This window comes from Snodgrassella communis (genome assembly GCF_914768045.1).
Classification (GTDB): domain Bacteria; phylum Pseudomonadota; class Gammaproteobacteria; order Burkholderiales; family Neisseriaceae; genus Snodgrassella; species Snodgrassella communis.
In genome coordinates this window covers 53,143-73,399 of record NZ_CAJZCD010000005.1, presented here as the reverse complement: position 1 = coordinate 73,399, position 20,257 = coordinate 53,143, and the positions used below count along the sequence as shown (strand labels likewise).

General features: G+C 41.5%; 30 protein-coding genes. 22 read left to right on the top strand and 8 right to left on the bottom strand.

Going from position 1 to position 20,257, the window contains the following annotated elements; all coding sequences use genetic code 11:
• Window positions 1-20: 20 nt before the first annotated feature.
• The 20 genes from MJ761_RS10870 to lysC all read left to right on the top strand — a co-directional run bounded on the left by MJ761_RS10870 (window position 21) and on the right by lysC (window position 13,811).
• Window positions 21-155 carry a hypothetical protein gene (locus MJ761_RS10870; RefSeq protein ID WP_255356357.1) on the top strand — a complete coding sequence of 45 codons (135 nt, stop codon included), beginning with the start codon at window positions 21-23 and terminating at the stop codon, window positions 153-155.
• Complete coding sequence (locus MJ761_RS06420; RefSeq protein WP_093092931.1) at window positions 136-2,772, top strand: phage tail tip lysozyme; 2,637 nt, start codon at window positions 136-138, stop codon at window positions 2,770-2,772. The genes MJ761_RS10870 and MJ761_RS06420 overlap by 20 nt, the downstream gene beginning before the upstream one ends.
• Window positions 2,769-3,182, top strand: coding sequence for a DUF4431 domain-containing protein (locus MJ761_RS06415; RefSeq protein WP_093092933.1), 414 nt, complete (start codon window positions 2,769-2,771; stop codon window positions 3,180-3,182). The genes MJ761_RS06420 and MJ761_RS06415 overlap by 4 nt, the downstream gene beginning before the upstream one ends.
• A 37-nt stretch (window positions 3,183-3,219) precedes the next feature.
• Complete coding sequence (locus MJ761_RS06410) at window positions 3,220-3,744, top strand: hypothetical protein (protein WP_093092935.1); 525 nt, start codon at window positions 3,220-3,222, stop codon at window positions 3,742-3,744.
• Window positions 3,745-3,819: 75 nt separating this feature from the next.
• On the top strand, window positions 3,820-4,410 hold the full coding sequence (locus MJ761_RS06405) for a DUF4236 domain-containing protein (RefSeq protein WP_093092937.1): 591 nt from the start codon (window positions 3,820-3,822) through the stop codon (window positions 4,408-4,410).
• A gap of 167 nt (window positions 4,411-4,577) precedes the next feature.
• Complete coding sequence (locus tag MJ761_RS06400; protein ID WP_093092939.1) at window positions 4,578-5,468, top strand: LAPAL motif-containing putative phage structural protein; 891 nt, start codon at window positions 4,578-4,580, stop codon at window positions 5,466-5,468.
• 209 nt (window positions 5,469-5,677) lie between these two features.
• A complete protein-coding gene (locus MJ761_RS06395) occupies window positions 5,678-6,307 on the top strand; it encodes a phage baseplate protein (protein ID WP_093092941.1) in 630 nt (209 codons plus the stop codon).
• Window positions 6,304-6,582, top strand: a complete 279-nt coding sequence (locus tag MJ761_RS06390; RefSeq protein ID WP_093092943.1) for a phage baseplate plug family protein — start codon at window positions 6,304-6,306, stop codon at window positions 6,580-6,582. Before MJ761_RS06395 ends, MJ761_RS06390 begins: the two co-directional genes overlap by 4 nt.
• Window positions 6,572-7,465, top strand: a complete 894-nt coding sequence (locus tag MJ761_RS06385) for a baseplate hub protein (protein ID WP_093092945.1) — start codon at window positions 6,572-6,574, stop codon at window positions 7,463-7,465. The genes MJ761_RS06390 and MJ761_RS06385 overlap by 11 nt, the downstream gene beginning before the upstream one ends.
• A complete protein-coding gene (locus MJ761_RS06380; RefSeq protein WP_093092947.1) occupies window positions 7,446-8,159 on the top strand; it encodes a Gp138 family membrane-puncturing spike protein in 714 nt (237 codons plus the stop codon). Before MJ761_RS06385 ends, MJ761_RS06380 begins: the two co-directional genes overlap by 20 nt.
• The gene (locus tag MJ761_RS06375; protein WP_093092949.1) at window positions 8,156-8,509 is read left to right on the top strand and encodes a contractile injection system sheath initiator; all 354 of its coding nucleotides are present in this window, start codon (window positions 8,156-8,158) and stop codon (window positions 8,507-8,509) included. The genes MJ761_RS06380 and MJ761_RS06375 overlap by 4 nt, the downstream gene beginning before the upstream one ends.
• Entirely contained in the window at window positions 8,506-9,702 is a 1,197-nt protein-coding gene (locus MJ761_RS06370; RefSeq protein WP_093092951.1) for a baseplate J/gp47 family protein, read from the top strand. Before MJ761_RS06375 ends, MJ761_RS06370 begins: the two co-directional genes overlap by 4 nt.
• A gap of 20 nt (window positions 9,703-9,722) precedes the next feature.
• Window positions 9,723-10,331, top strand: coding sequence for a baseplate wedge 1 family protein (locus MJ761_RS06365; RefSeq protein WP_218060225.1), 609 nt, complete (start codon window positions 9,723-9,725; stop codon window positions 10,329-10,331).
• Entirely contained in the window at window positions 10,328-11,242 is a 915-nt protein-coding gene (locus MJ761_RS06360; RefSeq protein ID WP_239392885.1) for a phage tail protein, read from the top strand. Before MJ761_RS06365 ends, MJ761_RS06360 begins: the two co-directional genes overlap by 4 nt.
• Window positions 11,243-11,251: 9 nt before the next feature.
• Window positions 11,252-11,845: a tail fiber assembly protein gene (locus MJ761_RS06355; RefSeq protein ID WP_239392886.1), complete on the top strand. Its 594-nt coding sequence runs from the start codon at window positions 11,252-11,254 to the stop codon at window positions 11,843-11,845.
• 69 nt (window positions 11,846-11,914) lie between these two features.
• The gene (locus MJ761_RS06350; RefSeq protein WP_093093823.1) at window positions 11,915-12,391 is read left to right on the top strand and encodes a hypothetical protein; all 477 of its coding nucleotides are present in this window, start codon (window positions 11,915-11,917) and stop codon (window positions 12,389-12,391) included.
• Window positions 12,388-12,723, top strand: coding sequence for a hypothetical protein (locus tag MJ761_RS06345; RefSeq protein ID WP_143557892.1), 336 nt, complete (start codon window positions 12,388-12,390; stop codon window positions 12,721-12,723). The genes MJ761_RS06350 and MJ761_RS06345 overlap by 4 nt, the downstream gene beginning before the upstream one ends.
• Window positions 12,724-12,890: 167 nt before the next feature.
• Window positions 12,891-13,322, top strand: coding sequence for a M15 family metallopeptidase (locus MJ761_RS06340; protein WP_176715114.1), 432 nt, complete (start codon window positions 12,891-12,893; stop codon window positions 13,320-13,322).
• A gap of 2 nt (window positions 13,323-13,324) precedes the next feature.
• A complete protein-coding gene (locus tag MJ761_RS06335; RefSeq protein ID WP_239392887.1) occupies window positions 13,325-13,660 on the top strand; it encodes a hypothetical protein in 336 nt (111 codons plus the stop codon).
• Window positions 13,551-13,811, top strand: coding sequence for an Rz1-like lysis system protein LysC (lysC, locus tag MJ761_RS10975; RefSeq protein ID WP_420853895.1), 261 nt, complete (start codon window positions 13,551-13,553; stop codon window positions 13,809-13,811). Before MJ761_RS06335 ends, lysC begins: the two co-directional genes overlap by 110 nt.
• Before the next feature lie 293 nt (window positions 13,812-14,104).
• Here lysC and MJ761_RS06330 read toward each other — a convergent pair whose 3' ends face one another.
• From MJ761_RS06330 to MJ761_RS06300, 8 genes are all read right to left on the bottom strand, one after another.
• Entirely contained in the window at window positions 14,105-15,124 is a 1,020-nt protein-coding gene (locus tag MJ761_RS06330) for a tyrosine-type recombinase/integrase (RefSeq protein WP_369796864.1), read from the bottom strand.
• Complete coding sequence (locus MJ761_RS10970; RefSeq protein ID WP_353736168.1) at window positions 15,007-15,348, bottom strand: helix-turn-helix domain-containing protein; 342 nt, start codon at window positions 15,346-15,348, stop codon at window positions 15,007-15,009. Before MJ761_RS10970 ends, MJ761_RS06330 begins: the two co-directional genes overlap by 118 nt.
• 165 nt (window positions 15,349-15,513) lie before the next feature.
• The gene (locus MJ761_RS06325; protein ID WP_093093714.1) at window positions 15,514-16,803 is read right to left on the bottom strand and encodes an exonuclease domain-containing protein; all 1,290 of its coding nucleotides are present in this window, start codon (window positions 16,801-16,803) and stop codon (window positions 15,514-15,516) included.
• 530 nt (window positions 16,804-17,333) lie between these two features.
• Window positions 17,334-17,744: an SLOG family protein gene (locus MJ761_RS06320; RefSeq protein WP_093093712.1), complete on the bottom strand. Its 411-nt coding sequence runs from the start codon at window positions 17,742-17,744 to the stop codon at window positions 17,334-17,336.
• The gene (locus MJ761_RS06315; RefSeq protein WP_093093710.1) at window positions 17,741-17,986 is read right to left on the bottom strand and encodes a hypothetical protein; all 246 of its coding nucleotides are present in this window, start codon (window positions 17,984-17,986) and stop codon (window positions 17,741-17,743) included. Before MJ761_RS06315 ends, MJ761_RS06320 begins: the two co-directional genes overlap by 4 nt.
• 71 nt (window positions 17,987-18,057) lie before the next feature.
• The gene (locus tag MJ761_RS06310) at window positions 18,058-18,441 is read right to left on the bottom strand and encodes a hypothetical protein (protein WP_093093708.1); all 384 of its coding nucleotides are present in this window, start codon (window positions 18,439-18,441) and stop codon (window positions 18,058-18,060) included.
• Window positions 18,442-18,488: 47 nt separating this feature from the next.
• Entirely contained in the window at window positions 18,489-18,806 is a 318-nt protein-coding gene (locus MJ761_RS06305; RefSeq protein WP_141683463.1) for a hypothetical protein, read from the bottom strand.
• A gap of 9 nt (window positions 18,807-18,815) precedes the next feature.
• Window positions 18,816-19,157 (bottom strand): hypothetical protein, encoded by a 342-nt coding sequence (locus MJ761_RS06300; protein WP_093093706.1) that lies wholly within the window; start codon window positions 19,155-19,157, stop codon window positions 18,816-18,818.
• A 182-nt stretch (window positions 19,158-19,339) separates the two neighbouring features.
• Between MJ761_RS06300 and MJ761_RS06295 the strand changes: the two genes are divergently transcribed.
• Both MJ761_RS06295 and MJ761_RS06290 read left to right on the top strand, forming a co-directional pair.
• Window positions 19,340-19,480, top strand: a complete 141-nt coding sequence (locus MJ761_RS06295; protein ID WP_155266288.1) for a hypothetical protein — start codon at window positions 19,340-19,342, stop codon at window positions 19,478-19,480.
• 10 nt (window positions 19,481-19,490) lie between these two features.
• The gene (locus tag MJ761_RS06290; protein ID WP_093093704.1) at window positions 19,491-20,036 is read left to right on the top strand and encodes a hypothetical protein; all 546 of its coding nucleotides are present in this window, start codon (window positions 19,491-19,493) and stop codon (window positions 20,034-20,036) included.
• Window positions 20,037-20,257 lie beyond the last annotated feature (221 nt).

Genomic DNA, 20,257 nt, shown 5'->3' with positions numbered 1-20,257 from the left:
ATATAGCCAGTCAGGTCATCATGTCCGGGCTGGCTTCTTATATTGAACTGGACACCGTATTAAGCCTTGAAGACGCACTAAACATTCTGGAAGTGCATCAGGTTACCGAATACAACAAACAACTGGTACAGAAATATGGCAACGAATGTAGTTGAGCAGATGCTTATCGAGCTGGGGTTTGACGCCTCTAAATTCGCAACAGAAGCAGAGAAAGCGGTAAAGAAAAACAAGGAGCTTGAAAAGTCCCTAACCGACACCGAAAAAGCGTCCAAAAAGTCCGAAAAAGCGAATGATGAGCTAGCCAAAAAACAGCATAATGCCATTGAGCAGACTGCTAAATTTGGAGAAGCAATTGCCAAAGTAACAAAGGAGCTGACAGGCTTTTTTGCCATCATTATCGGCTCAACAGGGTTGTTTAAACTGGCTAACGATGCCGCCCGCGCCAATATGGAAGTATCGAAGCTGTCTGGACAGCTAGGCATGAACACCAGAAGCATTACCGACTGGCGCAATGCAGCCGGTGCTTTTGGCGGGTCGGCTGAGGGTATGACAGCATCTTTAACCGGCATTAAGCAGGCCATGAATGGACTGGTTATGTTTGGTGATGCCAGCATGTTGCCATACTTTAATGCATTAGGCGTTAATGTTGTAGACAATGCCGGCAAGGTTCGCCAGCTAGACGATGTCATGCTTGATTTGGCTGATGCGTTCCAGAAAATGCCCAGAGACCAAGCCTATACAATCGGCAAAAAGATGGGCTTTGATGATGGCACCATCAATGCATTAGTTTCTGGACGCAAAGAATTACAGGAAATTCTAGATATCCAGAAACAGATGTATCATTCCGATGCCAAAGCAATCGCCCGCAGCAAAGAGCTAACCAAGCAGCAGGCAATACTAAATGCACACTGGCAAAGCATGAAGCAGATGATAGGCGACGCCCTAACACCGATACTGATCAGCTTAATTAAAGTAGTAAATGGTTTCTTTGAATTCCTGCAAAAGCACGAGAAAGTAGTTACCGCCGTATTTAAAGTCGCAGCCGTGGTTATCGGGATGCTATTAATCCCTACCTTGCTGAGTGCTGGGCGTGCATTACTGGGTTTTATCGCGCCATTTACACCGCTAATCCGCGTGTTTGGATTATTGGGCGCAGCCATCAGCCCAGTTACGCTTGCCATTACCGCTTTGGGTGCTGCTTTTGTTTTACTTTATGACGATTACAAAACATGGTCGGAGGGAGGCAAATCCCTGTTTGACTGGTCGTCATTTGTAGCCGGCATCAAAGATTCAAAAATGTCTGTTGATACCTTGCGTACTGCTTTCAGTAACCTGTGCTCAGCTATATCAAACAACTTTATGCCCACACTGAAAGGCTATGCTGAAATTATCGGCAAATTAGTCCGAGGCGACTATGACGGTGCTGCAAAACAGGCTAAAGAGATGATTGGCACTTATTCCGATATCGCCACAGGTATTATTGCCGATGCAACTGGCGAGAAAAAGGAAGATATTGCCGATTTTATTGGTGAAAGCGCGTACAGATTAATGCATGGCGGTAAGGACTACTACGAGCAGAATGGTATTGAGAAGCCTGTTGATGCTAATTTGCCTGTCAGAACAAGCGGGGCAAACAAGGCGCAGGCAGCCGCAGACTACGCTACTAAGCACGCGGAAGCTAAAAGCACAAGTAATTGTGGCTTGTATGTTAACAATGCCTTGCGCGCGCAAGGAATTAAAGCTTGGGGGCATGGCAAGGATGTCGCAGGCAACTTACTTAAAACAGGTAAATTTCAGGAGGTTGCTTATAGCGAAAATTATGCGCCGCAAATAGGTGATGTTATGTCTATACCTCCTATACCTGGGCATCCGTACGGGCATGTAGCCATTTGGAATGGTGAATATTGGGTATCAGATTATGTTCAACAAAATAAGAGAGGCAACACAGCAGCTCCTGCAGATGCTTACTTTACAGCAATAAAGTCTGGGAAAATCAAGCCGGTTATAGCACGTATGCAATCATCAGAGGCAACGATCCAAAGAAAAGCTGCCAATGCTTCACAAGCAAAAGTGAATATGAACTATGCCCAGCAAGTTTACGCCTCTCTGCGGGAGCATGGGATGTCAGTACAGCAAGCGAGAATAATGACAGCGGAGATTGGTCGAGAAAACTCATTTAATCCAGATTTGCTGTTTGGCTCGCATACCGACCCGAAAAATGGAGCAATGAATGTTGGGCTCATTTCTTGGCAAGGTAGTCGAGCAAAAAAACTGCTTGCCTTATTAACTTCTAAAGGATTGTATAAAAATGGGGAAATGACCAAATCAAAAGAATCACTGGATACAATGGTTGAATTTATGTTATCCGAAATATCCAGCAATTCAGCGTACTCCAAAACCAAAAAGGAATTTTTGAACAACCCTGATATAGCATATGAAAAAGGGAATGATATTTTAGGAGAGAATTACATTGGGTGGCGACAAAATGACCCTAGATATAAAAACGGACATGCTAGACGAGATGCCTATTTTAAGCAGACAGCTAATATGGAAATGGCGTATAACGCAAATCGGATATCTAAAGGTGTTGCCCAAAACCAACTAGCGGGTGCTGGCTCAGTAACTCATAACGACAATAGTAAGCAAGTTAATGTTAATATACAAAAGTTTGAAGTTAAGACCTCATCAAGTACAGTGAGCGGTAACGCTGTAGCAGCAATGAAAGAATTAAACAACTACACGTTTAATCAACTAGGAACCTCAATGACATGATTAAGAAATTGATTGTTTCAACACTTATGCTGCCAATCGCAGGATTTGCAGCCGCTTCCACGCCGTTAACTTATTTCAAGCCAGTAAAATTAACTGGCACAATGGATATTGTGAGAAGCATACACCCAAACCCAATATATAAAGGCGAGAGGCAGCCGGCAATCCGCTTGGATAAGCCAATCAGCGTAATGGACGATGATCTAACAGATGATATAGATGATTCAGAGAAAAATGTTAAGCTCATCCAACTTTACTCTGCGGAGGAGCGTACAGATAGATTATATGCCAAATTATTAGCCTCAAAAGGCAAGCATGTAACTATCAATTGCTCAAAATTATGGCACGCTACGAATGGGCACCACACAACAGCCGTGCTGTGCACAATCGATAGCGCGCGATTTGGGAAATAAACAATTATATATTTAACTAACTTGAAAGTTTTGTTATATGAAAAAATTATTACTTGCTATTTTGGGGTTGTGCATCGGTTTTAATGTTTTTGCCGAAAGCCCTCAAGTGCAGTACATAAAAGGGATGTATGAATTAAACGCATCTCTAGCAAAAGGAAGCATAACAGAAGATAACGATCTAAATATTTATAACGATGTTGATCAATCTTTCTTTTTGGATTATCTAGATAGCAATATTAAAAAAATCTATGCAAGAAATGATGAATACCAAGAGGCAACTGGGGATATGGCTTGTATAGACCATAATGTTTTATGGCAGGGGCAAGATTTAAATCCATTTGCTAAACTAACATTTACCGAACCAAGCGCAGGTAGGGTTAAAGTAACAATAGGTGCTACAAGGGACTTAGAAGAGCGTTCTGTCACTTATCAGGTTAAATGCCAAAAAGATGGCGATTGCAAAATTACAGAAATCTTTGAATATGGTAAGCCTTTCACTAAAGTAACCTCAAAATGCCTTGATGATTTCTACCGTACTGAAATCAAAAAGCACAAAGACTAATCATTCAAGTAATGTGTTGACTTGGAGTGTCAATGACACGGAATAGCATTTATTTGGCGCAAAGGATGAAAGGATATGGGATGGAGATATCGCAAAGCATTCAAGCTTGCTCCTTGGTTAAGAATTAATGTAGGCAAAACAGGGATTACTAGCGCAACGATAGGTAAGCGTGGAGCCAGTCTAAATATTGGCAGAAAAGGTGTATATACAAATTTAGGCATTCCCGGAACAGGCTTATCCTATCGTAATAAAATAAAGCTGAAAGAGACTGGGAATATGAAAGCTAGCAAGATAAACCAACTGGAAAAACTTGAAAAGCTGTATATAAATGGAAATCTTTCTGATTCTGAGTATCAGAGACTGCGAGCAGATATTTTAGGATATGCATATCCTAGCGAAGAGATTCAGAAAAAAGGTTGTTTATCTTCATTATGGACGTTAATAAAATGGATATTCTTCATTTGTTTTTTACTGATTGGCTACTCTATCTACCATGATAGCAAATCTTCCAAGAAAGAAACATCTGAAGCACCGATTAATCTCCCTCCTCCCAATACCATTCAGGAAGAAGTAATTGAAAGGCACCCTAGAAAAGATAGCGACTTGAAAAAATTAGATGAGGATAAAGGCAAGAGCGAGGCAAAATCGCTTGATAACTTGTTTTAGAATTTGATTCTGTTACGCAATCAACCACTCTTAGGAGTGTTTTTTGATTGTCCCAGTCGTAGGTTAGTTATAATAGTAATTAATTAAGGCCGCGTTTGTTTTGATGGTTTGTGTCAGTGATATAATTACATCAGTTAAACCATTAGATTAATTTCCAGATTCCAAAAATGAGCAAGTCCAATACAAACTTATTTCTGAAATATCAGGGTGTGGCTGTTGATAATGGCTCTATGGACGCATACAAAACTGCGGCTAGCATTTTTGCATTTACTGAATTTATCCAAAAATCAGGGAAAATTTATTTTGGCAACAAAGCCAAAATGAAGATTGAGGTTAAAGCTTTTAAGCATGGTTCTTTTGCAATAGAGTTTGGATTTGATTTATTAGGTATTTTGGCCACCTTGTTTTCTCTTGGGTTGTCTGTAAGTGATTTTGTAGAAACCCTAAAATTTGTATTTGATTTTTATAAATTTACCGGCGGAGAGGAACCTAAAAGCACTACCATTATTGATGGCGACCAAATTAAGGTTACCAATGGCAGCGGCGATGTTCAAATATTTAATCGCGTAGTTGTAAATATTGCTCTTAATAAAGATGTAAATAAAGCACTTGATGCTTGTTTTGTGCAGCCATTGGGTGAAGAAGGTATTGATGCTGCCATTTTAATGAATTCTTTGAATGAAGTAATTGCAGGAGTGGATCAGTCCAATAAAGACTATTTTAAAGTACCAAACGTTGAAACAATTGAATCCAGTAATGATGTGAAAAAACTATTATTTATTGAAGCTCCTAATCTAATCAAATTAGAAAATAAGTGGAAAATGAATGATGGTATCAATTCCTTTTCTGTATCAATTGAAGATGCAGAGTTTTTGGAAAAAGTAAATCACGGTATAGAAAGATTTGGTGTTGGTGATAGTCTTTTGGTAACAATGAGAGAAGAACAGGTGAGAACAGGTAGTCATTATTCAATCAAACGGACAATTTTAGAAGTGCTTGAACATAGAGAGGGTTGTAGTCAATCTGATATGTTTCACCAATCTGACATGTTTGAATAGTTTGACTGAGCTTATTCTTTAATTCTTCAAAACTGGGAAAAATAATCGTAAGTTGTTGATTTTCAAAATAAGATTAATTTTAAGCTCAATGGGTGAATGTAGCCTTTCACGCTTAGACGTGCCTATTGAAGAGCTGCACACTAAATTTATTATTTGATTATGTAACAGATTCAAGCCAGCCTAGTGCTGGCTTTTTTATTGGAGGTTGTATGCTGCCAATTGAGGGTATTCCGAAAGTGCCAAACTTCAAAGGGCTTAATACCGCAGGTACAAATGCCTTAATCAGCCTAGGAGGCGCAGCATTGATTAATGCTGTGTTTGGTAATTACTGGGGGGTATTCAATGAATACGGTATCCCGATTCTGCTGGCTGATAACGTGATTTCCATGAAATACAACAATACGTCCAAGATAGCACAGGCGCCGGTAGAAAAAGGCTCATTTGCCTGTTACAACAAAGTGGCCAATCCGTACAAAGCCACCGTTCAGCTATCCAAAGGAACAGGTGGCACGCTAATGCGTGGCGCGTTTATCGGACAGATTGAAACATTGGCGGCCAGTACGCTTAAATTTCATATCATCACGCCTGAATACGTCTACACCAATGCCTGTATTACGGGGTATGACACAGCAAGAGAGGCGTCGGATGGTGCGCAATTGATTAAGGTTAATCTGCATTTAGAGGAAGTGCGGGAAGTGGTGGTGCAGTACGACACCGAAGAGGTTAAAAATCCGGATGATGCCAAATCTAAAGATGGCGGCGAAAAACAGCCGCAACCATCTGAAAATAAATCATGGGCGAGAGCCGCTTACGATCTTGCAATGGGATTCTTTAAATGACAACTGTAACCATTCCGCTTGAAGCATACCCTAACCAAACTGTTTCTTTTGTCATGGCTAATAAACGCTGGTTTGTTTCATTATTTACCCGTCTGGGACGGTTATACGCCAGCGTTGAAAACAGCAAGGATGGGGTAATAGTACATAACCGCGTATGCCTGAATAAAACACCAATCACAAAAAATCTGGTGTTTATCGATACCAATGGCGATGCAGATCCAACCTATACCGGCCTGAATGGCCGGTTTCTTTTGGTGTATAGCGATGAAGCGTAAGCAGATTAAAGTAACCATATTACTAGTAGGTAAAGACGAAAAAGGCGAACAGATTGTTTTCATGGATAAGGCTAATCAGATGAGTGCCACGGGCTTTCGTGTATCGTGCGATATCATGTATGGCTATGGTGCAGTCATGCCTACCGCGCAAATCCGTGTTTATGGGCTGGCGATGGAGAAAATGACCAAACTCTTGCGCGTGCGCTGGAACACTATGGGCGCATTGATGAATCGCGTAAAAATTGAGGTTGGTGATGAGGGTGATAAATTGCTTAATGAGTTTGAGGGCAATATAACCTTTGCTTATCCTGACTTCTCTAATGCGCCCGATGTTTGTCTGGTGATTGAATCACAGGCGGCAGCGTTTGAAAGCGCGAAGCCAAAAAAACCATATGAGCACAAAGGTGAAATTGATGTGGCTGATATCTTCAAAGAGATTTGTGACGATATGGGCTATCAGCTTGAAAACAATGGCGTATCCATCAAAGTACAAAACGCAACACTGAACGGGTCGAATCTGGATAAACTAAAGGCACTGGAGCAGGCTCATAAACTAGATATGTACATTGAAAACCGCCTCATTGCCATTACGCCAAAGGGTGGTGCAAGAAATATCAAGATTCCGGTAATTACACCCACCTCAGGTCTGATTGGCTATCCCACACCTGATATTCGTGGTGTGACATTTAAGTGTTTATATGACCCATTATTGCGCTTTGGCGGTATCTGCAAAATCAAGGACAGCATAGTCGAAGTGTGTAATGGCGAATGGCGGATTTACGGCATGTACAAAAGCTTAGAAGCCAATCAGCCAAACGGCAACTGGTATTGTGAAATAGCTGCCACATGGAGGGACAGTAAAGATGCCGCAATCAGCAAATAACAACGAACAACTGAGCAACCTTAACATCAATCACTCATTAGGCGGAGCAGCAGAGTTTAACGCCGTTGTGACAAATCTGATGTCAAAAATCCAGACCATTACAGTAGTGAAAGTGGTGGCTGTTTCTGGCACCGGCGTCAGTCCCGTAGGAGAGGTAGATGTACAGCCATTAGTGCAGATGCTTGATGGTGCCGGTAATGTCTATCCGGTTGGCCGAATATTCAGCGTGCCTTATTTTCGGCTACAGGGTGGCGCGAATGCGATTATCTGCGACCCAGCAGTCGGAGACATAGGCTTATGCGCATTTGCATCGCGTGACATATCCACAGTTAAGCGCAATAAAGCAGAATCAGCACCAGCCAGTCGCAGACAGCATGATTGGAATGATGGCTTGTATATTGGTGGTTTTCTGAATGGTACGCCGGCGCAGTACGTGCAATTTGCCAGCGATGGCATCGTTATACATTCACCCAAGGGCATTACTTTAGAAGCACCGGATATCAAACTACAGGCATCATCAGTAACCACCCAAACAGTCAGCTTTGCCGTTAATGCCAGCCAGACCGCACAGTTTACCGGTGGTGCGGGCATCAGCTCAGACGGGGACGTAAAAGCAGGTTCAGTTAGCCTGAAAAATCACACCCATAAAGGCGTGACTACAGGTGGCGGCAATACAGGGAAGCCTAATTCATGAAAACATTATTTTTAATGCCTGATAGTTGGGATTTGGTACTGGACGCAAATGGCAATATTGCCGTAGCTGAAAGCACCTACCAACAGGCGCAGGACATAGCCAGTGCCTGCCGGACAATGAAGCAGGATATGTACTTTAATCAGCAAGAGGGCATTCCTTATTTAACAGAGATTCTTGGCAACGGACGCTATCCCTTGGCGTTATACCGCAAATATCTACAGGATGCCGCATTAAGCGTGCCGGGCGTATTAACCGCACTGCCGGAGCTGTATCTTGCGAATGACCGGATTGTGCGCGGAATGATTAAATTCACTAATGACAAGAATCAGACAGGGGTAATTGACTTATGAGCATTCCACAATTACAGATAACTGATAACGGCATTTTATCCCCCTCCACAGATGAAGTGATTGGTGGGCTGTGGGATATGTTTAAAGCGGCATTTGGCAAAGATTTAAACACAGCCATGAACACCCCGCAAGGGCAGTTGGTTACATCATTAGCAGCCATCATCACAGATGAGCGCAACCAGATGATCAACCTGTTAAACCAGTTTGACCCTCGTTACGCGCAGGGGATATGGCAGGACGGACTGGGCTATATTTACTTCATGACCCGCAAAATGGCAACACATTCCAGTGTTGAGTTAGTACTAACCGGCTTAGCTGGCACAATTATCGCCGCAGGAACATCGTTTAATGACGATAATAGCAATACGTGGCAAATAACCCATAAAACGGTTATCGGCAGCGACGGTAAAGCCATAGCACAGGCTCAATGCACAACTTCGGGGAATATTAATGCTGCGCCGGATACGATAACAACCATACCAAAAGCAATTGCCGGACTAGACCGGATTACCAATCCCTATGCGGCAATTGCTGGCGTAAACGAAGAAAGCCGCGTTGATTTTGAAAAGCGACGGCACGCATCAGTAGCCATCAATAGCAAAAACACCAATGCCTCGACATATGGCGCAGTGGCTGATTTGCCTGATGTAAAGGACGTTTATGTAATTGACAACCCGACCGATGAGACGATTAACGTAGGCGTAACCAATTATCCGGTTATTCGCAACAGTATCCTTGTGTCGGTAGTGGGAGGAAATGATGAAGCAATAGCCCGCACCATTTTAAATAAGGCAGGGTCGGGTTGTTCATTTAACGGCAACACAGAATGCATTATTGCTGATACGGAGAATTTCCCCGTACGACCACCCACTTATACAGTTAAATTTTTACGGCCGGCCATTGTGCCGGTTTTTTTTCAGGTAACGGTTGATGATAAAGATTCATTATCCCATCAGGACAGCGAAGCGATAAAAGCTGCGATTACCAAAGGATTTGCCACAGGTGCTACCAAAGCAGCCATAGGCCAACCTGTTATTGCCTCCAAGTTTATCTGCCCTGTAGCAGCCGCAATCCCTCATTTAAGTGTTATTTCATTGCGCATCAGCAAAAATGACACAGAATGGGTTGATATACTCAATATGGGCGTTGATGAATTTCCGACTACAACCATTTATCAGATAAAAATCGCATGAAAAATATCCAAGATACATTGATGTCGCAGTACGCAAACAGCCCGATTATCTGCAATCTGATTGCCAGTATTAATGATTGCATCGACCCGGCAAAATCAATTGCTGATTTTTATAAGCTTGCATTCAATATAAAGACAGCGCAGGGATTCGGGCTGGATATCTGGGGGCGGATTGTTGGCGTAAATCGCAATATCAGCATTCCGCCAGATGATGTTGAAGCGTTCGGCTTTAAAACCAGCCCGCAATCATTTCAGCCATTTAATAGCCGGCCATTTAGTTCGGCGGGCGCGCGGTTCAGTGCATACAGACTGTCAGATGAACGTTTTCGCACACTGATCATGATTAAAGCTGCGGCAAATATCCTTAATGCTACTGCGCCGAATATCAATAAATACCTGCGCATGATATTCCCAGATAAGCGCGTGTACTTTTTAATTACCGGCCACATGAAAGGCCGGTATTTTTTTGAGTTTATTCCCAATAAATTCGAACGACACATTATTTACAACTTAGGCTTATTGCCCCGACCAAGCGGAGTATTAATCGATTACCGAGAATCTCCGCCAATGGGGATTTTTGGTTTTTCCGGAACAGGTTTTCAACCATTCAATCAAGGAAGTTTCGCATGAGTAAAAATCCAGTATTAATTCCACGTCCATTCGCTGTAAATGGCAGTAAAAACAGCATTCATGACACGCGACAGGCAGGGCAAGATCCCGAAGACGCAACATGGAGCGATGGTTTTCCGAATGTAACCATGCAGCCAGTCGAATCAGGAGGTTTGCCACCAAAAGGCATGGATTTTAACGGCATCTTTAATGCCTTATCTGATACTGCTGTGCATCTGCAAAAAGGTGGCTTTTTCTATTTTGACAAGGCTTATTCTGATTCGTTCGGCGGTTACCAAACCGGAGCTATCCTGATTTCAGATGATAATACCAAGTTATTTATTTCAATCAGCGATAACAATACTAATAACCCTAACCAAAACACCGAAGGCTGGACGATTCTGGCTGGTGCTGGTGTAAATGCAGATACAGCTACAAAGCTACAGACGACACGCAGAATCAATGGAGTTGAGTTTGATGGCAGCGCAGATATTAATGCTACGCCATCTGGTGCGGTTCAGTTTTTTGCCATGTCAACTGCGCCTACAGGCTGGGTAAAAGCTAATGGTGCTGAAATATCACGGATAACTTATGCCAACCTGTTTGCTGCCATTGGTACTACCTTTGGTGCAGGAGACGGTAAAACTACATTTAATTTGCCGGATTTGCGTGGAGAGTTCTTGCGCGGCTGGGATGATGGGCGAGGAGTTGATACGGGTCGGGCATTGGGTTCTTATCAGTTGGATATGATGGCGGCACATAGCCATTCTTTTGGCCCTTATAGATCAGCAAATGCTGATATAGGCAATTCTATAACTTATGGTGCCGAGCTATCAACAGTCGGGTTAGGCGGTGAGATTTACGGAGGCGTATCAGGAGGGTCAGAAACGCGACCACGGAATATTGCTTTACTTGCTTGTATCAAAATTTAAGGATTAAAAATGAAAATATATGCTCCCACTATTCCTGTATGTCAGCTTGACGAAAACAAATACTTTGTTGGCATGACTACAGCAGATTTAGATCCTTTAGAAAGTAATGGACATTATCTAATACCAAGATTATGCATTGAGGCAGAAGAGCCAGATTTTAAGGCCGGTTATATCGCGCAGTGGACTAGTGAATCATGGCAATATATCGAAGACCACCGCGGCGAAACAGTTTATAGCAAAGAAACCGGGCAGGAAATTAAAATCAGCGAACCGGGTGAGTTGCCGAAAACAGTGACAACTGCCTCTTGTCCTGATTCTTTCCATCATTGGTCAGAAAAAGAAAATAAATGGGTTATGTCACCAGAAGCCGAGGCACAGAGACAGCAGCAAATAGATAATGAGCGGCAGGCAAAAATTAATACACTGCTATCAGCTGCTTCTGAAAAAATTGCAGCATACCAAGATATGCTTGATTTTGCTTATACCGAAGAAGAAAGCACAGAAGCAGAAAAAGGATTGCTTGTTTGGCGGAGGTATCGAGCTGCTTTATTGAAGTATCAGAAAGGTTTAATTTCTGAATTGCCATCAGAACCAAATGAATAATCTGGCAAATTACAAATTTCTAAAAATGCACGCCCTCAGCAGAGGGCATTTTTATGGAGTAAATACATCATGCTTAAAGCATTTAAGTGGTTGCACTGGTTGCTTGATTTACGCTTTTTACCGGATAAATGCCAAGATTGGTTATTTGGTACCGGCACACGAATAATTGAAGTGCTAAGCGGGTTTGCTATGCTGGGATTTGCACTAGTATTTGCACTGCATGGCGAAGAGATGATTAAAGAGGACTTATACGAAAAATTCTTGCATCTTCATCCTAAAATATTCGTGGCCATCTTGGTAATTGTAGCAGCAGGGCAGCTATTTGCTGCCTTTTTTCATTCCAACCGCAGCAATATCCTGTCTGGCTGTTTCCTGATCTGGTCGGCATTAATCTGGGTGGTTATATCCGGAGCATTTATCGCAGCATACCCGCCTTTGTCTACAGGCATGACCACCTATCCTGTTATTGCCATCATCTGCGCCCTTGCCGGCAGGAATCTAATCAAACACACCAAACGGGTAGAAGACAAAAAAGGCGGTGAATGATGAACGAGGCTTTCACATTAGCCAATTGCTTCGCCCTTGCTGGTGGCTTTCTAGGCGCGCTGGTGGTGTCTGATTACAAACGCTATGGGACAGTGCTAACCATTACATTCATCATTATAGGCATGGTTTTTGCGGCAGCATTAACGGAATATTTCTTCACGCAGAACCACCCTTGGCTATTTGCAGGTGCCGGCGTATTTGCTGGTATGGCTTCCACGTCTCTACTGGACGCATTCAAGGCCACAGCACCGAAGCTGGCACAAAAGCTGATCAATGCGGTTTGTAACAGGGCAGAAAAGATGATTGGTGATACAGACGACAGGCAGAAATAAAATACGCAATTGGTTTTGCATTAATTTTATTCATGCAACAAACAATTCACGCTGCAGCAAACCTGCAGTTTTTTGTATTGTAAAATACTGATTAGTAATATTAATTTTTCAAGCAAAAAGACAGCCATTTTCTGGACTGTCTTTTTTTTCATATAGGAAATGGAATTATGTACAAATTAAGCCAACGTTCATTAGGAAATCTGCAAGGAGTAGATACTAATCTGGTTAAGGTGGTTAAGCGTGCCATTGAAATCACCAAACAGGATTTTATGGTAACTGAGGGTTTGCGCAGCCGTGAACAATGTTGCATTAACTACGGCAAAGGGCGAACAGCACAACAATGTTCCATCAAAGGCGTGCCGGCAAAATATGCCCAACCAAGCTTGAGCAAAGTTACGTGGCTCAACAACCCGTTTGCGAGTAAGCACACCACAGGCAAAGCGGTGGATTTAGTACCGTGTCCGGTAGATTGGAATGATTTAAACAAATTCCGGGTAATTGCCGACGCCATGAAACGAGCTGCAGCAGAATTGGGCGTAAAAATGGCATGGGGCGGGGATTGGGTAAAGACTAAAGATTATCCGCATTTTGAGGTATAGCGATGAAATACATTAATTACATGGCTGTGGGCGCTTGGGCTTTGCTTGCCTTGATGGTGTTGTTTGCAGCACTTAGCTACGGCAGCAAGCAATACAAGAAAGGCTATAGCAAGGGCGCGGAAGAAGTTCGGCGGCAGTATCAGGCAGCTTTGGACAAACAGCAGGAGGCGGCTAACAAAGCCAGCCAAGAATATGAGAAACAGAAAGCGAAGAGTGAGGTAAAACAAGATGAACGACAAGCACAAGTTACAAAGATTGTTAAAGTTCCTGTGTACACTAATGTGTGTCTGGATGCTTCAGGGGTGCGCATCATCAACGAAGCAATCAGCAGTCGCTAGCATTCCTGCCAACCTTGTCGAGCCATGTCCTGAATTAAGCCCGTTAAACGGGTCTACAGGCGCAGACATCTTGCCGTGGGCAGTTGGGGTAGTAGGGAAGTATAACGACTGTGCAAGGCGGCATAGCGCGCTGGTAAGAGCTATTCAGTAAAGCTTGTAAGTAAAGAATCAACCGTGGTGATCTCCACCACGGTTGAAATGTATTATCTGACGTCCAAAAAGGCACGAATCCACTGTGCGGGTTTTGTGCGACCTATTAATGATTAGTATTGATTAATATTGCTGATTGTGTGGCAAGCGGCAATATATAAATTACTGATAATAAATAACTAAATGTTTGGCTGCTTGCATGGCATGCAAGAGGTCAGCGGTTCGATCCCGCTTACCTCCACCAATTTACAGTATAGATTCAATAGTTTAAGTCACATAATCTTGTGGCTTTTTTTATTGGGTTTGTGCTGGTGTCAAACTGGTGTCAAATTGGGAAGAGTTTCCAGCATACCGGCGCAAGTGCTCGGTATTTAAATGGGCATACCTTTGCACCATCTTTTCACTCGACCAGCCTCCTAACTCCTGAAGTGGCCGCGTTGGCGTTCCCTGAATGACATGGTTGGTTGCCCATGTGTGCCGGCAGTCATGGAATCGAAAATTGGTAATCCGAGCACGCTTTAATGCTTTTCTCCATGCGGTACCTGCGGGATTTTTAATTGGATTGCCCTTGTAAGTAAACACATTAGTTCTGTGCTTACCGCGCTGGCTTAAAATGACATTCATCGCTTCATCATTTAAAGGCACTCCTATCGCTCTTGATGATTTTGTCTGATCCACATGAATCCATGCAGTACGTCTTGGTATATCAACCTGCGACCATTGCAAACCGGCTACATTGGCTTTTCTCAAACCGGTAGCCAGCGCAAAAGCTGCAATCGGTATCAGGTGCTCCGGCAGTTCCTTAAACAGTCTGTTTTTCTCATCAGCAGTCAGCCAACGTTCTCTGCGCTTAGGTTCCTCAAGCATTTTGAACTTTGGCAGATTGGTTATCCATCCCCATTCCTTGGCTGCTAATAAAACCATTCTGATTTGCTGCGTGTAAGCATTGACGGTTCTCGGTTTCCGACCTTCATTCAGCTTGGCATCACGAATCGTACGCAGGACTACGCGATCTATCTGGTTGATTGTTAAATCGCCCAGATATTTATCTAACCAGCGTAAAAATAGTTTTGTGTTGTAATCCTTTTGTTTGTGGGGATTTTCTTTCAACCATTCCACCACTGTTTCGCGCCATGTATATTCGCGACTGTAGCCAAGCTTTTGTACAGCAAACAACTCATAATAATGCTTGGCTGCTAATTCGCGCGCTTGTTGCTCGTTTTCAGTCCCAGCAGCTTGGCGTATGCGCTGTCCGTTTGGTGCCGTGAATGAGTAGTACCACCCGCGGCGGTCTTTCCGCTCATAGACGCGGATTGTTTTTCGGCTCGACATGTTTTACTCCTTTTCGCATGTGTAGCCTCTTGCAGTGTGGAATCTGCATCGGCTTTCAGCCATTCGTCAAGTTCTTCTTTAAAAAAATACCAGCGCCCAATTTTTTTATGAGCCGGTATTTCACCGTTTCGCGCTTTCTCCGTCACAACCTTAGGGTTAAGAGAAAGGTAGCTAGCAACATCTGCGGTTGTGAATAAAGTTTTCATAGTTAGCTATATAAAAAAACCGGTTAATTGCCGGCATGGGTTGTTACATTGGTGTTAATAAAAAAGCCAGCTAATGCTGGCTTGAATCTGTTACATAATTAAATAATAAATTTAGTGTGCAGTCTAATCTTGAAAGATTCCATGTTAACGCAGTCAAAAAATTATTTATTCTTCCTCTAGTTCTTTGCTATTAGCAGGTTTTTCAATATGTCCATCGGCAACAGCGTCCCCCGAATTATTAAATTTTAAATATGAATAAAATTGTATTAAAAAATCTGTAACAGTTATTTTTAATTGATTATTAACGTATCCATTGGCTCTCCAATAGGCTGCAATCACATCATAAGGTATCGTATAAAAAAAATTATAGTCCGACCTGAGTATGACTTTATTTTCCTCATATTGACTCTTTAAACTATTTCGTACAGTTTCTCCCAATCTCTTTAGAAATATTCGGCTACTATTAGTTAGCACATATTTGTTTTTACTGGAGACTTGATACCGATAAATTGGGTAATAAAAACTGGTTGACCGCAAACCTCTACCAGCATTTTTATGTAAAATATAATCAGTGTTAATGCCATATTCTGATAAAATTTTTATGATACTGTTATGTAAATTTTCATCAGATTTATTAAGGAAATCTATATGTTGTCTACAATTATCCATCACATTTTTAGTGGCATAAAATACCTTACCGGCTGCAATAGCATCAGATTCAGCACGATGAGATACTGATTCGATACCTAAATAATCTTTTATCGTTCCTAATTTATGATTATATAAATCAGGAAACATATATCTGGATAATGGTAAAGTATCAAATACCGGATGCGAACGGACTATGCTGCCCCGTGAAATAAATTCTGAAGCGTGTATATATGAATTATGGATAAAACTCATATCAAATTTTGCATTGTGAGCAACAATGGGTTCATTTCCCACAAATGACCAAAATTTTTTTACTACTTCTATCGGGGGTGGTGAACTTTTTACCATATCATTATCAATGCCATGTATAGCGATAACTCGTTCTGGTATGCGTTTGGATGGCTTAGCTAATGAGGTAAATTTATCGACTACAACACCATTTACAAATTTAATAGCTGATAACTCAACGATTTCATCTGTATCTGGACTTAACCCCGTTGTTTCAATGTCTACAGCAACAAAACTACTGTATAAATCTAATATAGGATTATTTTGTTTTTGCCTAACATTTATTGCCTCTGGCATTGCATTAGTAATGAAATCTCTCGGAGTTGCTAATCCGAGTTCACACAATTTTCCGTCATATTTCACTCGTTGGTCAGCATCAAGTAGGATTTTACGCACCGACTCAATAAATCTTTTATCAGCTTTCTTTTTGTATAATCCAGCCAATGCGATACATATTTCTGATTCACTTACTTTATATGGTAATCCAAGTAACTTATACAGATTCGGGAATATCATTTTTAGTACTCCCCCATTAAAGCCGGTTTAATTTTTAACAATTCATATAGGTTTTTTAATGCCATAATATTCCCTTTGTGTTATTTTCGAATCTTATCACAACACTAGGAAATCTTTAAACTAAACTGTTCGGAAAAACCGAACAGTTCTCTAATCATAACTGAACTATACCTGCGAGCAAGTCAAAACAGAGTGGTTGATTGCGTAACAGAATCAAATAATAAAATAATGCTAGAATTTTGTAATGCTCAGGCTTATACATCACACACACAACTGCATCTAACTATTTTTGAGGTTATATTGTATGGGGTAGAAATTCAGTTGAGGTGTGTATTGTTAAGCAATGCCTGATGCAGACTGGGATTTGCTTGTTAAGTAGCTATTGTGTACTAATTTGATCAGCTTCACCTGTAGGGATACATTCTTCAAAAGTGGCAAGATCATCTTCACTGGCGTTTAATTCTTTCATCCATTTAATTGTAACTTTCATGTTATTCGTCCTTGGTATTCTGTAATAAAAAAGCCAGCATTTAGCTGGCCTCATTTTCTAAATCAACTACCCAAACAAGAATATTTGCCTCTTTAGCCTGTTTAATGATGTCCTTAGTACCACGGCCATGCTTGTCTTTGAAAATTACCAGCATGGTATGATTCTGGCTACCTTTAGGGGCATTGTGGTGCAGGGCGTAATCAATCATCTTTTTATTACGCATGTGCCCGCAATGGTTCCCGTGTGGATTAGGCAAGGCTGTAAAGCTTTTGGTCTGGATATGGTGCACTTTTGCCCATTCCCGTGCTAAGTAAACCGCACCGTGAGAGGCTCCAGAATCAATCAGGGTATCAATAGGGGTACTAGTGTGTATTGATAGTAATGTTCTGGCTACGATACGGCGAAAACCATCACCAGAAACGATACGACCACCGCAAACGATAACATTCATGATTTAAGTTGCCTGTTGTTAGTAAATTCGCTAGGAGTGGGATAGGGCGGTTGTATTGGTGGGGCGTTATACCAGCCGCTGTAAACAAGGCAAGTGATTTTGCGTCCATCATCTAATACAACCTGTGTTTCCATAATATCTTTACCAGCCCGTTCCGCTACTCTGCTTTTTCTCTCTTCTGCATAATCACAACCAGCAATAAAAAAAGCCACCCAAGTGGCTAGCAGTGCATTTTTTTTCATAATGATATTTATATTCAAAAAACGGGGGAAGTTTATTCCCCCACTGATTTTTAAAACATGCCAAATTTAACTTAGCTCGAGGTGCTGCTAGGTTCATAATTCAGCAGGTATGTTATGGTCTGATGCATGTAACCAACACAGCTATTAATCCCGCCTGATAGTGCTGCTAAGGTGCTGGTAAATCTCAAAAAGTCCTCTTGGCTTAGCTCCCGAGTGATATTATTATTTCTATAGCCATCAGCTAATTTAGATAATGTTTCCATAATAAACGTTGTAGTGTCTAACACATGAAAACAATATTCACTCAGATATCCTAAATCTTTTCTGCTGATCCGTTTTAGTGTTTCATCTGGACTCTCATCAAGATCCTGTATGATGGCAAGCAACTCGGCGTTATCCATTAAGCTGGCTATTTCATTATGGTAACGGGCGCGAAATTTGTTTTCTACTTGCATTGCTGTGTACTCCTGTTATCAATAGATTAAGTTCAATGCTTATGGAATTAATTGGATTGTGCAATCCAATAAATAAAGTGACCATTTGAGATTGTTGCTATTAAATACTTTGTTTTTTGCTGGGGTGTATTGCGTTTTGATATACATTCCAGCCAGTGGCGTCTGATAATGGTTCGGGCATTTCTGAGATGTCCCACGCCGTAATGTTTCTCGGTATTTATTAGGGACGATTTGATAGGGACGATTACCTCGTATAGTAATATGCCATATCTCACGACCAGCGCACCCGTTGGTCTATGCTGCCAGCAGATACGGTTGCCATAAGGGTGATTTTTTAATTCATGAAGATGTATTTTAGGTTTCATGGGTAACTCCTAGTTTGCATTGCTTTGAACATACTCAGTAACCATTTTTTTAGCTGCTGGTGGCAGATGGCTTAATATCTGGCTTACGGTCTGCTGCCCGTAATGGCCACCTAAAACAATGGCTTTAACAAGCTCATTTGCTACTTTTATTAAACAAATATCATATTTTGTATGATATAGCTGGCTAAAGGCTTCATAAGCGACATCCGCCAGCTCATTATTAGCCAGCCGTTTTTCTGGTTGTGGTTTGGTTTGCATGGGGAATTGGCTTAAATCCCATTCGCTAACCATTTGCGCCATTTCATCCCAAAATCCAGCAGGTTCCGGATTGGTGTTGTTTTCATCGTTCATTGTTAACTCCTTTAATTTTATTTAAATTCAAAAACTAAAGCCGACTCGTTAGAATCGGCTGCGATTTTTAAACTTAGATGTATTGCTCGTCTTTCCGAGCTGTCACTCTTTTAGTCACTCAGTATGTGATTTCTGCTAGAATTGAATTTCCACAAACAACCTAGCAAAATGAGGTATTTATCATGAGTAATGATAAAAATAAAATGGCTTATGACCATGCCCTTAAATCTCCAGCTCCATCATCTGTTAAAGGACATGTGCCAAAATCTCCAGCACCAGTGCCAACAGGTACCTCCCAAAATGGAGGTACAAACAAAAAGTAAAGGAACATAAATGACCAACCCAGTACAGAACCGACCAGACTTAGAACTTGAAGTAGCTTATTCTTTGTGCTTTGAAAAATTAATGTATAAATTTTTCGGTAGAATAGATAAGTTAATTTCATTTTTCCTTCTACTATCAAGTATGACAGCAATTGGAAGTATTGGAGGTTTAGTTAATGGCACTTTTTCTGGCATATTTTTAGCAGTTATAACTGCAATTCAAATCATTTATACTCCTAGTGCTAAAGCACAGGCTGCAAAAGATAACTACTGCCTATACTATAAATTGTATAAAAAGATGGGTAGCATGAGTGATGAAGAGATTGTAAACCATCAGGCGGATTCAACTAAACGCGAAACAGATGAAATTGGTCTCCTTTCTCATCCGGCACGTTTGTCTGCCTTAGCAATGTTGGGAATGACCCCAGGCAGAAAATATTCGGAAGAACGAAAACTAAGATTATCTGAATATTTTGCAGCCTTATTTGCTGGAGAATTACCTGAATATCATTTTGAACACGTAATATCAGAAGCAAATAATGACAGTCAAAACTAAGCCAAACAATGAAGCCGACTCGTTAGAATCGGCTTTTTCTTTAGCCTATTAATATATCTAAGTATTTGTACATTCAAATATATGTCAAAGTTGGTGTTTGAAGTCGTTCTCCTTTCATAAAGTTCTTTGGATTTTTAGACTTGTCTGTCTGTAAGCCCTACATTAAAGCCTACTTTTTCGGCGAGCTTACTGGTTTTGTTCCGGCCGCCCGCGAGGGCTTA